This window comes from Halalkalibacter urbisdiaboli (assembly GCF_002156385.1).
Lineage (GTDB): Bacteria > Bacillota > Bacilli > Bacillales > Bacillaceae_D > Halalkalibacter_A > Halalkalibacter_A urbisdiaboli.
In genome coordinates this window covers 337,024-349,725 of the sequence record NZ_MVJM01000001.1, presented here as the reverse complement: position 1 = coordinate 349,725, position 12,702 = coordinate 337,024, and the positions used below count along the sequence as shown (strand labels likewise).

The following is a 12,702-nucleotide window of genomic DNA, read 5'->3' as shown; positions in this document are numbered from 1 at the left end:
AATGAAAGGAATTATGATTCAAGGTACGTCTTCAGATGTTGGAAAGAGTGTAATATGCACGGCACTATGTCGTATCTTTTCTCGACGTAAGCTTCGAGTAGCTCCATTTAAATCGCAAAATATGTCCAATAATTCCTACGTGACCTTAGACGGAAGTGAAATTGGCCGGGCACAAGGAATACAGGCAGAAGCAGCAGAGGTGGAGGCAAGCGTTTATATGAATCCGATTCTACTCAAGCCGCGAAGTGACCGTGATTCAGAGATTGTTCGTTTTGGAAAGGTGTACCAAACATTATCTGGTCGTGCTTACAGAGAGCAATTTTATGAAAAAGGGCTTGAGACGATTCAAATTGCCCTTGCCAAGCTAGAAGAGGAGTTTGACTATGTCGTTATCGAAGGGGCTGGAAGCCCAGTTGAAATGAACTTGAACGATCGTGAGCTAGTGAACATGAAGGTTGCTGAGCTTGCAGATGTACCTGTCGTGTTAGTTACCGATATCGACCGAGGCGGAGTGTTTGCAAGCATTGCTGGTACATTACAATTATTGAATGATGCTGAGCGAAGTCGTGTAGTTGGTGTGATTATTAATAAATTTCGTGGTGATCCTACGCTATTTGAGAGTGGTCGCACCTGGATTGAAGAACATTTAGGTATACCAGTGTTAGCAGTGCTTCCTCATTTACCGAACCTCTCAATTGAGGGTGAGGATTCTCTTTCTATGAAAACATCCTTTTTGTCGAAGCCTTTAAATAAACAAGTTCTTGATATTGCTGTTATTGATTTACCGTATATATCAAATTATACCGATTTGGAGCCATTTCGTCATGAGGATGATGTGTCGATTCGATTCGTTCAGGCGCATGGCAACCTAGGTGAGCCAGATGCAATTATTATTCCGGGAACAAAAAGTACCTTTCATGATTTAACAGCAATTAAGAAATCAGGATTATTTGAAGCTATTCAAGCGTATATGCAAAAGAATGGAACAATCATTGGGATTTGTGGTGGCTATCAAATGCTTGGTGAAACATTAATTGATTATGCAGGAACTGATACGGGGATCAAAGGGAATAGAACGGATGGGCTTGGTATTGTCTCTTTAGAAACGATGTTCGAAGATAAAAAAACAACCATTCGTTCAACAGGTTGTATTTTAAACCCGAAGGAACTTCTTGGAGAGCAGATCGAGGGCTTTGAAATTCATTTAGGACAAACGACTCGATTATCTACCGATATCAAGCCGTTTCTTAAGGTCAATGGTGATGAAGAAGGTGTATGTTTAAAAAATGGCCGAGTGATTGGAACATACTTCCATCATCTCTTTCACAACGATCAATGGCGTACATGGTGGTTGAACGAGCTGCGTGAAAGAAAAGGCTGGTGTAAGCAACCAGTTAAGCCTTTTACTTTAACAAGAAGTAAAGCTTATGATCGCCTTGCCGATGCGGTTGAGAGAGAGTTGGATGTGGAGCTTTTACTTGAGAAGCTAGATGAATGGGAGATTATAAAACAGTGAAATTTATGATTCGAGATGGGATACTATTAGCCTTCCAATTGCTTACAACCATTCCGATTCGTAAGGAGGTTCCTTGGGATAATGAACGGGCACAATGGTCAGTTGCCGCTTACCCATTGACTGGGCTTATGTTAGGCCTTTTGCTTGCCATTCAAGCATACGTTCTCCTTTCTTATACGAGCTTGTCACTAATGATCATCACAGCATGGCTATTAACGTTTTCGATTGTGTATTCAGGTGGCTTACACCTAGATGGTTGGGCTGACTTTAGTGATGCCGTGTTTTCACGTAGAGAGCGTGAAAAGAAATTGGAAATTATGAAGGATTCACGAATTGGTGCCTTTGGTGTCCTTTCATTATTGGTTTTATTAGGTTGGCGTTATTTGTTCATGTATGAAGCGATTCTCTTACTAGGTGACAATATTGTGTTTGTTCTTTTGACAATTCCATTTTTGACTCGATTATTTATGGGCTTTCAAATTTTATTTGGTAGGTTTGCGAGAGAACATGGAATGGCTAGAGCTTTATTACCTGCAAAATGTCCATTCGTTAAGCGATTGTACGCTTTATGGGTTATGCTCTTCATCGGCTGTACAGTTATCTGGCAACCATTAATGTTAGCACTGCTTTTAGCTGGGTTCCTATTTTTCATCGTTTGGCTTCAATTTTGTAATAAGCAAATTGGTGGAGTAACAGGTGATACGATTGGTGCTAGCACAGAAGGAGGTGAAACATGGCTATGGCTCGTTCTTTTACTTTTACTTGCATTCGTCACGGGTTAACGATGTATAACGAAGAGCGGCGCTATATCGGTTCAACTGACTTACCGTTATCAAGCAACGGGGTTATACAAATGAAGAGCCTAGCAAAAAAAATAGCGGATACGACATGTATTGTTTCTAGTGATATGGTCAGATGTAAACAAACGACCGAGATATTGTTTCCAACAAAACCTTACCAAAAATCACGACTGATTAGAGAGTATCAGTTTGGTGATTGGGAAGGAAAAAGCTATGAGGAATTAAAAGGGTGTAAAGATTATCAAAATTGGTTAACGAGCCCGGTAGACTACTCTCCTCCAAATGGTGAAACGATCACCGCTTTTAAGAATCGAGTGACAAACGGGTTTTCGCAGATTATTGAGGATGCATTTAGTCAAAATATAGATGAAGTCACAGTTATCACCCATGGTGGTGTGATTCGGCAATGGCTATCTGACTATGCGCCGGTCGGTAAGTCATTTTTTGAGTGGGCTGTACCAATTGGAACCGTGTTTACATTAACAGGTAATCTGGCAGCGCTGAGGAGGGGAGAACGATTCAGTTCATTACAGGAGGAGCATTTCACGGGAAAAATCGCTGGGTTCATGAACAGATAACATATGAGTTGAAAAGGGAAGTAGCATGGTACAATGGCTATGATCAGCTACCTCCTATCCCAGAAAAACAAAACACCGACACAATTGTCATTTTTGGATTAGAAAATATTATTAAACATTTTTTATCGACTAATTCACCACGTTTACAGTTCAAGCAATGGCTCGATAGTTGGCTACAATGGGAACAGACTACTCGTAACAAAACACTCTTCTTAATAGGGGCCGATATTGGCAAAGGGATTGTTCCGATGGAGAAGGAAGAGCGGGCTTGGCGTGATATGACGGGATGGTGCTATCAAGATGTGGTTAAAGAAGCTGAGCGTGTTGATGTTATATGGTACGGTCTGAATCACCGACTTAAATAATAGGAGGAAGAAATGATGCGATTATATACACGTACGGGTGACGAAGGAAAAACTAGTGTAATTGGCGGAAGATTGGCAAAGGATGATGTACGAGTAACAGCTTATGGAACAACAGATGAGGTTAATTCCTTTGTTGGTCTTGCGATTGCGCAACTCGATGAGGCGGTTTTTCCAGATATAAAAGATGAATTAGTGAAAATTCAACATGAATTATTTGATTGTGGCAGTGATTTAGCGAAATTAAAGGTAACTGAAGAACGGCCATATAAGGCATCACAAGACATGGTTGATTATCTTGAGGAACGTATTGATGTCTATATTCAGGAAGCTCCTGAGCTACAACGATTTATTCTTCCCGGAGGTTCAGAGGCAGCTGCTACTTTACATATTTGTCGAACAACTACACGACGCGCGGAACGCTATATAACAAGACTCCACCGAGAAAGTGAAATCCATAATCCGGTAGTATTAAAATATATTAATCGACTTTCTGATTACTTTTTTGCGATTGCTCGAGTTGTAAACGCCCGTTTGAATGTAAACGATGTAGAGTATGAGCGGAGTGCCATCGTTTTTAGAGGGGGAAAGAGGAAAGAAGAGAAATAGCGAATAACATTCATATTCTTGAATGTTAATGGCTTTCTCAAAAGCTTAAAGCGAGCACGGCAATAACTCTGTTCGATACACGATGAGAACCCCACTTATTGTGAGGGTACTGAAAAAGGGAAAACCACCCTTTTTCAGTGCCCTTCTCATTGTAAGACTTTTAAAAGATGGAGTGACTACGCTCATTGCAGGCTGTGTCAAACGGTTAAAAAACAACCATTTGGCACAGTTTCTATTTTTGTGGAAAAATGTAAAATATTCATTATATTAGTTGAATCATCAATAGCACTGTCTCCTCATAAGATAAAAAATGGAAAATGATGTGAGGGAGGGGCAAGATGAAAAGAATGGCAATCATATTAAGTTTTTTCGTTCTTATGGGCTGTATGGTAACGGAAGAAGACTCACACTCTGTAAAAAATCATCGATCCAAAGATAGGGTAGAGCTGTCTTTACAAGTTCCAGCGGTAAAAGTGATTAATTTGGTTGATGAAAGGGATAACTCAAGAGTGAGCATTACGCTTAATGATTATGGTTATAAGCCGGATGGCAGCCTCGATGTAGAGAAGGTAGAACAACTAGCAAAGCAACTAGCTCTAGAAATCGATACACCAATGCGAAATCCATCGATTAATGAAAGTGGGGAAGTGACCCCTGGGCAGGAAAGAATTATTTTATCTGAATCAGAGCTAGTTGAAACATTACTTCATCTACCCTATTACGTAAGGGAAGTCAGTTTACCAATTTACGTTACAGAACCGACTGTTTCAAAAGAGCAGCTAATTGGGCTTGATAAATTTCTGCTTGCAGAATATAAAACCTTTTTTAATTCTTCAGTTGAAGGACGTACTAAAAATATTAAGCTGTCTGCCGAAGCGATCCATGATTTAGTACTAGGTCCAGGTGATGACTTTTCTTTTAACCGTGTTGTAGGGGAAAGGACGATTGAACGAGGTTATCAAGAAGCGAAGGAGATTGTCAATAAGGAATTTGTTATAGGTATTGGTGGTGGAATTTGCCAAACGTCGTCAACGTTGTTTAATGCAGTTGAAGCAGCAGGATTAGAAATGATTGAACGCTATACTCACTCAAGAGAGGTCGGGTATGTGCCAGAGGGAAGAGACGCAACGGTATCCTGGGGAGGTCCAGATTTTCGGTTTCGGAATACGCTACAGTATCCAATTATGATCCGGACACAGGTCACGGATGGTGCCTTAACTGTTAAAGTTTTTTCACATAAAGAAAGTTCATAACAAAGCACCATGAATGAACCTGCATAAAGCAGAATTCATTCATGGTGTTATTTTTATGATGACATTTATAGTGAGAATGACTATCGGGATCAAAGAACAGAAAAAGGTTTGTATAATTCCAAATTAGACTTTTCATACTAAAGACTGGAAGACTTTTTATTTAGGGAGGTGTTGATTTGCTTCTTCGCTGGTTATCAAAAAAACATCGAATGACTATAAATGATGTGTTGTCTGTTTTTAAGCAATCAAATGATTTTGTAGAAATTGAACTTCAGGAAGAGCGCAATCATCACTTTTCGATCTGCTATTTTTATACGTTGGTTGACAAAGAAAAATTGAATCGAGATTTACTACCCTATTTACGGAAAACGTCATCTGGTACGTTGGAGGAGCTTTACTCAGCTATACCGATATCAAATAAATACATTGTCGAGAACCTAAGCGACTTACGTGAGAAAGTACTAAACGGTTACGTGGTGGTTCGAACTAAGACGGAATCACAGAAATGTATCGTATTTGATGTTGCTAAGGACTCAAATCGTGAAGTAACCACCCCTGAAGTCGAGTTTAGCGTGGTCGGTCCTCAGGAAGCCTTTATAGAGGCACTTGATACAAACATAAGTTTAATAAGGAAGCGACTTCCATTATCACAGCTAAAAGTAAAGGAATTAAAGATTGGCAAGCTAACTCAAACTAAGGTGGCCGTTCTTTATTTAGACGGAATCGTAGATGAGGAAAATGTTCAGACTATGACTCAGCGTCTAAAAGATATTGAGTTTGACCAAATATTGGATTCAAGTAGCTTATCGCAAATGATAACAGATAATTCGATGTCTATTTTCCCGCAATTCATTAATTCGGAAAGACCAGAACGAGTTGCAGCTGCTCTTGGAGAAGGGAAGGTTGCATTCTTATGTGACGGTTCACCAGAGGCGGTTTTGGGTCCGTCTACCTTAATTGAATTTTTTTCATCATTAGAAGACTATTTTCTACCTTGGCAAATAGCTTCTACAGTTAGACTTCTTCGTTTCTTTGCTGTTTCATTTTCAATACTTGCTACACCTATTTATGTTGCCGTATTAACTTATCATTACGAATTAATTCCGAAAGACTTATTAGCAACGATTATATCGTCGAGAAGTAATATCCCGTTTCCCCCTATCATTGAAGCCATCTTTCTAGAGCTAACAATCGAATTGCTTCGAGAAGCTGGGGCGAGGTTACCTACGAAGGTTGGACAAACCATTGGGATCGTTGGTGGGATTGTTATAGGACAAGCTTCGGTTGAAGCAGGGTTAACGAGTAATATTTTACTTATCATTGTAGCATTAGCAGCACTTGCCTCGTTTACAACACCTGTTTACCAAATGGGGAACACGATTCGTTTAATTCGATTCCCCTTTATTATAACTGCTGCTTTTTTAGGAGGAATAGGAGTCGTCATTTGTGTACTGTACACGCTCATTCACTTATTGAAACTGAAATCATTAGGAAGACCATATTTAGAACCGCTTTATCCACCGAGGTTTAAGGACTGGCGAGACGCTTTTATTCGAGTACCGTATAATTGGATGTCCTCACGCCCTGTCTACTTACGGCCGAAACAAAAAAAACGATTAAATCTTTTTCAAGCAACTCGTAAACATGACATTGATGAATGAAGGGGGAGCAATATGGAACAACCAATTAAAGAGCAATATCTTGTTTCAGGCTTTCTCACATTGTTTTTAGTTCATGCCACTCAGGTCGGGGTAGGTGTGTTAGGGTTTCAGCGTAATATAACAAAATATGCAGGATACGATGGGTGGATTTCGATCATCATTGCCGGTGTGTACGTTCATTTTCTCATTACCTGTATTTATATGTTAGTAAAAAAAGCAGATGGGGATTTAATAACCATTCATAAACAAGTTTTTGGAAAATACCTTGGCCATACATTAAGTATCATTGTGACTCTTTATTTCATTTCATTAGCAGCAGTTGTTCTTCGTTCTTACATAGAGATTGTCCAAGTCTGGATGTTTTCGGATCTACCTACTTGGTTTTTTTCTATTTTTGCGTTTTTCTTTTTTTATATTATTGTTTCTGGAGGATTTAGGACGGTCGTTGGTCTCTGCTTTTTAGGCGTCATTATGCCGATGCCATTGTTTCCGATGCTTTTATTACCACTTGAATTTGCTCATTTTATAAATCTATTACCAGTATGGAAACACACATTCACTGAAATTGCTCTTGGAGCGAGAGAAACAACGTTAAGCTTTCTCGGATTTGAATTAATACTCATGTATTACCCATTTTTGAAGAATCGTACATTAACACAGAAATGGGCTCAAATAGGATCGGGTATAACCACTCTCATCTATACAGGAATCATGCTAGTTAGTTTAACTTTTTATAGTGAGGAGCAATTAAATCGAACCGTATGGGCAACGCTTACACTCTATAAAGTTGTAGAGCTCCCTTTTTTAGAACGATTTGAATACGTAGGAATCTCATTATGGATGGTGCTAATTGCACCGAATATTGCGATTGCCATTTGGGCTGCAAGTCGAGCAGGGAAGCGTATTTTTAATATGAGTCAGCGAAAAATGCTCGTGATCGCATTAGCCTGTATGACAATCATTTCGATATCACTACCAACGAGACAAGAGGTGGAGATTTTTAGTAAATGGGTAGGTGAATTTGGTTTTTATTTTGTATTTATTTATATACCGATTCTTGTGCTTATCCAAGCCATTGTATTAAAAGTGAAGGAGAGAAAACCAGACAATGAAACGCATGCTCTGTAGTATCGTTATTGTATTCTTCTTAGCTGGATGCTTACAGACTCGAATTATTGATGAAGTTGCGATGATTCGTTCTGCAGCGTTTGACCAAACTGATAAAGGAATAAAAATGATGGTCAGTTTTCCTACATTTCTCGAACAAGGTCAGGAAAATGTTTTAGAACAGGGTGTTATTGAAGCTGAATCGCAAACGACAAAGGGTGCGAGAGTTCTATTGAGCAGACAATCTCAGAAACCTTTAACTTATGGTCAATTAAGAGTTTTGTTATTTAGCGAACAATTAGCAAAACAAGGAATTGAAGCATATGTTAATGCGATGTATCGTGATCCCTCTGTCGGTAATCGAATATTTTTATGTGTGGTAGAAGGGGAAAATGCGGGAGAGCTTTTAGAAGCGAACTTAGGAGCAGGTGAACAAGCTGGCGTGTTTATTTCAGAATTACTCCAACAAAATATGGATACAAATACGATTCCTGCTACGAACATGCATGAATTTCTGTTTAGCTTATACAATGACGGGCGTGATCCTTATTTGCCGGTTATTACAAAAAATGGTGATTCTCTTAGCGTTTCTGGCACTGCATTATTTAAAAGGGAAACCTTTCATTCCATTTTACATTTAGAGGATTCTTTTTTATTGAAATTAATGACTTCTCGAACGAAGCAAGCACTACAACAATTTAAACTTCCCTTTGATCAAAGCTTTGTCGTGATTGAAAACATCAATAGTAGTAAAAATCGTGACATAAGCAAAGCTAATGGAGTGATAACCTTCACTATTAACATGCATCTAAACGGTGAAATTGTCGATTATACAGGTGAGTCGAATTTAGAAGATCAACAAGTTATTACAAAAATTGAACAATCAATTAAGGAGCAGATAGAAACACGTAGTTTAGAGCTGTTAGAAACCTTTCGTGATGAAGGGATTGATCCAATTGGTGTTGGAGAAAAGTATCGTAGTACGACTAGGAACTGGGATCCGACAGAGTGGAAAGATACACTTTATTCACAAGTACAATTTAATGTTTCTGCTAACGTCAGTATTCTCCAATCAGGAGCAGTTGAATAAAAAGTTTGCATAAAAAAGGTCTAGCCATCATAAAATACAGGAGGTGTAAAAAAAACTCATTGGGTAGAGTAGAGAACAGTAGGAGGAAGCGATGCTTGATTATATTAAACGATTATGTATTGCATTAGCTATTGCTGTGTTTATTGGAATGCTCTTTATTGGGACGACAACATCATTTGCTGCAGAAAGTGGGGTGCCAGCTGAGCTTAAAGATTCACTCATCTGGCCAACCACTGGCAATGTTTCGGATACATACGGTACGAGAGAAGGGCAACATTATGGAATTGATATTGCTGCACCTGAGGGGACACCCGTTGTGTCTATTGCTGATGGTGTCATAAATAAATCTTATTATTCGGATACATATGGTCATGTCATTTTTGTCGAACATGAAAATGGATTAGAGACGGTATATGCACATCTTCATCAACGTTATGCAAAAGAGGGACAAGCTGTTCAAGAAGGTCAGAAAATTGGAACAGTAGGGAATACGGGGCGTTCCTCGGGAAATCATCTTCATTTTGAAGTTCACCATGGTAATTGGAATGTTGAAAAATCTGAATCCATTGATCCTTTTTTTGTCCTTTCATCAGAACCTGAAGCGATCTATGCAGCTGTCGGTGGGGTTCCTGAGGAGCTATCTGAGGAAAAGTGGGAGGAAGAAGAAATTGTCTACGTAATGAGCCATTCACTTACAGAGTTACCGACAGCTCAACCACAACAAAAAGAAGGTGAGCGAATAACGCATACCATTTCTGTTAAGGAAGGGGATACACTTTCTCACATTGCAAAGGCTTTTCGGATTAGTACTGAAAACTTAAAAGAGTGGAATCAGCTAGATAGCGAAACCATTCACCCTGGAGATACATTAGTCATGTATTTAGCGACAGATGATGTTCACATTGTACAAGCTGGAGATACACTTTCTAAGTTAGCTGCGACATATAAGTTATCTGTAGAAACGCTGATGAGAAAAAACGGATTAAAGAGTGATGTGATTTATCCAGGGACAGTGTTGAAAATTAAATAAGATGGAGGGCCCATTAGGAATCTTTTGGGTCCATTTTTCACTTTAACAACGGATCCATTCTATTAAAAGAATGTCGAATATGATAAAATGAGCTCAAATAATAGATATGGAGAATGATGATGAGGAAGAGTGACGTTCAAGTAAACACTGCATTATTTCAATGGTTAAACGAACAAACCGATTTGACAAGCCATCAGGTCGATTTGGTTGATGGTTTTGTGTTTATGCTTCGAAAAATCAATAAACATAAAAAAATCCGATTAATCTCTGAACGAGCTCCTCATCCTAGATTTTGGCGTTCACATAACCGTGCTTTTGGGTATGAACGGCAAATAATGAAAGAAGCAACCGAACAGCTGTATCGGTTTTATATTGATGTTGCTTTTGCAGAATCCTTCATAAAGCAGGAACAAAATCAACTGATGATTACGGAAGCTGGTTTACAATATCTTACAGCAAGTAAAGAGGCCCAGCTGGAGCTTTTGTTTCACTATATTTGGTAATAGCTGCTATCATAGTTTGTATTCGAAAGGATAAACTAACTTTTATAATGGCAGTTATGATGTTATTAATATAAAAGCTGAACCTTTGCCGTTATGGTAAAGGTTTTTTTACTCTTCCACTATTCTGAAATGCTTCTCTTTAGAAAGGAAGGATGCTATGGATATATCGATTTGGTTGGAATACGGGTGGGTATTATTAGTTTTAATTGGTCTTGAAGGGATATTAGCTGCAGACAATGCTGTTGTTCTTGCAATGATGGTAAAGCATTTACCGGAAAAAAAACGGAAAAAAGCGTTATTTTATGGGCTAGCCGGTGCGTTTTTATTTAGGTTCGGAGCGCTATTTCTGATCTCTTACTTAGTAAATGTGTGGCAAATCCAAGCGATAGGAGCTATCTATTTACTTTACCTTTCCATTCACTATATGTTCAATAAGTATGTTTCTCATAGGCATAAAAAGGAAAAGCAAATTCGTTCAGGAGCAGGCTTCTGGACAACCGTGTTTAAGGTTGAAGTTGCAGACTTGGCGTTTGCGGTCGATTCGATATTAGCGGCCGTTGCTTTGGCCATGACCTTACCAGTCACACCATTACCGAATATCGGAAACTTAGATGGTGGACAGTTTATCGTGATTCTAATTGGTGGGATTATAGGGATTGTGATCATGCGATTTGCAGCCGGTAAATTTGTTTACTTACTTGAAAAGCGACCTAGTTTAGAGACTGGCGCTTATTTGATTGTCGGCTGGGTTGGTGTAAAACTTGCGGTGTACACGATTGCTCATCCTGACTTAGCTCTGATCGACGAGCATTTTCCACATTCGACTGTATGGAAGGGATTCTTTTGGGGAGTTCTAATCTTAATTGTTTTACTTAGCTGGTTTTTGTCAAAGCCAGTGGATGTAAAGGAACATCCGCTTGAAGTCGTTGAGCCGGATGGCAATAAGGAAGATGAGGATGGAGAAGAGCAATTTGAGAAAAAATAACGTCCATAGTCAAGCTCTTGTTAAAGGTAAAAAAAAGCGGCATAGCCGATTTCAGACCGTAGATAAAACGCCTTTGAGAAAAGATTCTCAAAGGCATTTTTACGTAATTTTGCTTATTTGTGGTTGGTGACACTGAAGGATGAGTGTTTCTCCAGTGCCAATTCGCTAACTTCTTCAGGTTCATGGAAGTGAAAACAAGCATGGCCTGCATTGAATTTTTTTCCAACCCTTAGATTGGTCCAACGCAAACCATGCTTCTGTTTGAGATCGGCAAAGACGCGTTCGATGGTTTCCTTCCGCTTCGCGTAAATCTCTTTATTTAAATCTGTATGTCGCAAGTGTTCAGCCTCATCTAAGGCATCCTGCCAAATGTACCGTAAAACTAGCTTCTGATGGTTTTTACTTTTCGTACATTGGTGTAACACAGGACAGTCCTTACAAATGGATGGATTCGATATGTACTCTCGATATCCGTCTCGGTTTGTGGTTCGATATGGGAGAATCTGCTCTCCTGGACATATGTAACAATCATAGTACTCATTATAAACAAACTGGTGTTTTGGAAATAGCTTGGAGGCGTCATTGGACGTTTATACGGCATGACAGCTCGTGTTGTGTTGCCTCATCTAGAAGTTTTTTTGCAATACTCGGTGTCTTGTATCCAGCATCTACTGCAACCACTTGAGGTTTGGTCACTTTCTCTTTTAGTTGATCAAATAATTTGTGAAATACTTGACTATCATGGACATTGGCAGGAGTCACAATCGTTCCTAAGACGAAACGATTTCGGTCACAAGCTGTGTGATAACTATAGCTAACATCTTTTCACGTTCGCTTTTGACATAGTAACCACTTTCAGGATCCGTTGTACTCTCTTTGATCTCCCTCGTCGACTCCTTCTTCGAGAGAGGTAAGGGCTTTTTTTCCGTTTTCCACTCATCCGTATTATAGAAAAAAAACAGTCAACTGTCTCGCATTTGTGAGATAGAGGATGTTAAAAAGGAAGTGGACCCGTATTTCTCCTCTGAAAAAGCGGACGGGATGGGAGGGCCGACTCCTGCAGGAGGAAAGGGCAGGTGGAAATCCACCGGCGGAGCCGGTTAGTTCCACGCCCGCCTGCGGAAAGCGTGCCCCCCATCCCGGGAGCGGATTCGAAGCGTCTTATCATGGCAACCCCACAAAAATACAAAAGCTTGTCGACTGTCTCG

At 39.5% G+C, this 12,702-nt stretch carries 12 protein-coding genes and 1 pseudogene; 12 read left to right on the top strand and 1 reads right to left on the bottom strand.

All coding sequences use genetic code 11. The features are described 5' to 3' along the window. Position 1: 1 nt before the first annotated feature. The 12 genes from B1R93_RS01760 to B1R93_RS01705 all read left to right on the top strand — a co-directional run bounded on the left by B1R93_RS01760 (position 2) and on the right by B1R93_RS01705 (position 11,494). A complete protein-coding gene (locus tag B1R93_RS01760; RefSeq protein ID WP_088102270.1) occupies positions 2–1,516 on the top strand; it encodes a cobyric acid synthase in 1,515 nt (504 codons plus the stop codon). Continuing rightward, positions 1,495–2,298, top strand: coding sequence for an adenosylcobinamide-GDP ribazoletransferase (locus B1R93_RS01755; RefSeq protein ID WP_245308168.1), 804 nt, complete (start codon positions 1,495–1,497; stop codon positions 2,296–2,298). The genes B1R93_RS01760 and B1R93_RS01755 overlap by 22 nt, the downstream gene beginning before the upstream one ends. Further along, the gene (locus B1R93_RS01750; protein WP_088102269.1) at positions 2,250–2,894 is read left to right on the top strand and encodes a histidine phosphatase family protein; all 645 of its coding nucleotides are present in this window, start codon (positions 2,250–2,252) and stop codon (positions 2,892–2,894) included. The genes B1R93_RS01755 and B1R93_RS01750 overlap by 49 nt, the downstream gene beginning before the upstream one ends. A gap of 8 nt (positions 2,895–2,902) precedes the next feature. Continuing rightward, positions 2,903–3,259 carry a bifunctional adenosylcobinamide kinase/adenosylcobinamide-phosphate guanylyltransferase gene (locus B1R93_RS01745; protein ID WP_165763702.1) on the top strand — a complete coding sequence of 119 codons (357 nt, stop codon included), beginning with the start codon at positions 2,903–2,905 and terminating at the stop codon, positions 3,257–3,259. 15 nt (positions 3,260–3,274) lie between these two features. Further along, positions 3,275–3,865: a cob(I)yrinic acid a,c-diamide adenosyltransferase gene (locus B1R93_RS01740; protein ID WP_088102267.1), complete on the top strand. Its 591-nt coding sequence runs from the start codon at positions 3,275–3,277 to the stop codon at positions 3,863–3,865. Between the two features lie 338 nt (positions 3,866–4,203). Next, a complete protein-coding gene (locus tag B1R93_RS01735; RefSeq protein ID WP_088102266.1) occupies positions 4,204–5,118 on the top strand; it encodes a VanW family protein in 915 nt (304 codons plus the stop codon). Between the two features lie 176 nt (positions 5,119–5,294). Further along, the gene (locus B1R93_RS01730; protein ID WP_088102265.1) at positions 5,295–6,779 is read left to right on the top strand and encodes a spore germination protein; all 1,485 of its coding nucleotides are present in this window, start codon (positions 5,295–5,297) and stop codon (positions 6,777–6,779) included. A gap of 12 nt (positions 6,780–6,791) precedes the next feature. Next, the gene (locus B1R93_RS01725) at positions 6,792–7,907 is read left to right on the top strand and encodes a GerAB/ArcD/ProY family transporter (RefSeq protein ID WP_088102264.1); all 1,116 of its coding nucleotides are present in this window, start codon (positions 6,792–6,794) and stop codon (positions 7,905–7,907) included. Next, complete coding sequence (locus B1R93_RS01720) at positions 7,888–8,976, top strand: Ger(x)C family spore germination protein (RefSeq protein ID WP_088102263.1); 1,089 nt, start codon at positions 7,888–7,890, stop codon at positions 8,974–8,976. Before B1R93_RS01725 ends, B1R93_RS01720 begins: the two co-directional genes overlap by 20 nt. Before the next feature lie 91 nt (positions 8,977–9,067). Further along, on the top strand, positions 9,068–10,006 hold the full coding sequence (locus B1R93_RS01715; RefSeq protein ID WP_088102262.1) for a M23 family metallopeptidase: 939 nt from the start codon (positions 9,068–9,070) through the stop codon (positions 10,004–10,006). Between the two features lie 119 nt (positions 10,007–10,125). Beyond that, positions 10,126–10,509, top strand: coding sequence for a hypothetical protein (locus B1R93_RS01710; RefSeq protein WP_088102261.1), 384 nt, complete (start codon positions 10,126–10,128; stop codon positions 10,507–10,509). A gap of 157 nt (positions 10,510–10,666) precedes the next feature. After that, positions 10,667–11,494, top strand: coding sequence for a TerC family protein (locus tag B1R93_RS01705; RefSeq protein ID WP_088102260.1), 828 nt, complete (start codon positions 10,667–10,669; stop codon positions 11,492–11,494). Positions 11,495–11,514: 20 nt separating this feature from the next. Here the strand turns inward: B1R93_RS01705 and B1R93_RS01700 are convergent. Beyond that, a pseudogene (locus B1R93_RS01700) lies at positions 11,515–12,426 on the bottom strand (transposase); the annotation flags it as partial. Positions 12,427–12,702: the final 276 nt, after the last annotated feature.

Coding starts and splice junctions, on each gene's coding strand:
- B1R93_RS01760 (WP_088102270.1), top strand. CDS start 2: ATGAAAGGAATTATGATTCAAGGTACGTCTTCAGATGTTGGAAAGAGT.
- B1R93_RS01755 (WP_245308168.1), top strand. CDS start 1,495: ATGGGAGATTATAAAACAGTGAAATTTATGATTCGAGATGGGATACTA.
- B1R93_RS01750 (WP_088102269.1), top strand. CDS start 2,250: ATGGCTATGGCTCGTTCTTTTACTTTTACTTGCATTCGTCACGGGTTA.
- B1R93_RS01740 (WP_088102267.1), top strand. CDS start 3,275: ATGCGATTATATACACGTACGGGTGACGAAGGAAAAACTAGTGTAATT.
- B1R93_RS01735 (WP_088102266.1), top strand. CDS start 4,204: ATGAAAAGAATGGCAATCATATTAAGTTTTTTCGTTCTTATGGGCTGT.
- B1R93_RS01725 (WP_088102264.1), top strand. CDS start 6,792: ATGGAACAACCAATTAAAGAGCAATATCTTGTTTCAGGCTTTCTCACA.
- B1R93_RS01720 (WP_088102263.1), top strand. CDS start 7,888: ATGAAACGCATGCTCTGTAGTATCGTTATTGTATTCTTCTTAGCTGGA.
- B1R93_RS01715 (WP_088102262.1), top strand. CDS start 9,068: ATGCTTGATTATATTAAACGATTATGTATTGCATTAGCTATTGCTGTG.
- B1R93_RS01710 (WP_088102261.1), top strand. CDS start 10,126: ATGAGGAAGAGTGACGTTCAAGTAAACACTGCATTATTTCAATGGTTA.
- B1R93_RS01705 (WP_088102260.1), top strand. CDS start 10,667: ATGGATATATCGATTTGGTTGGAATACGGGTGGGTATTATTAGTTTTA.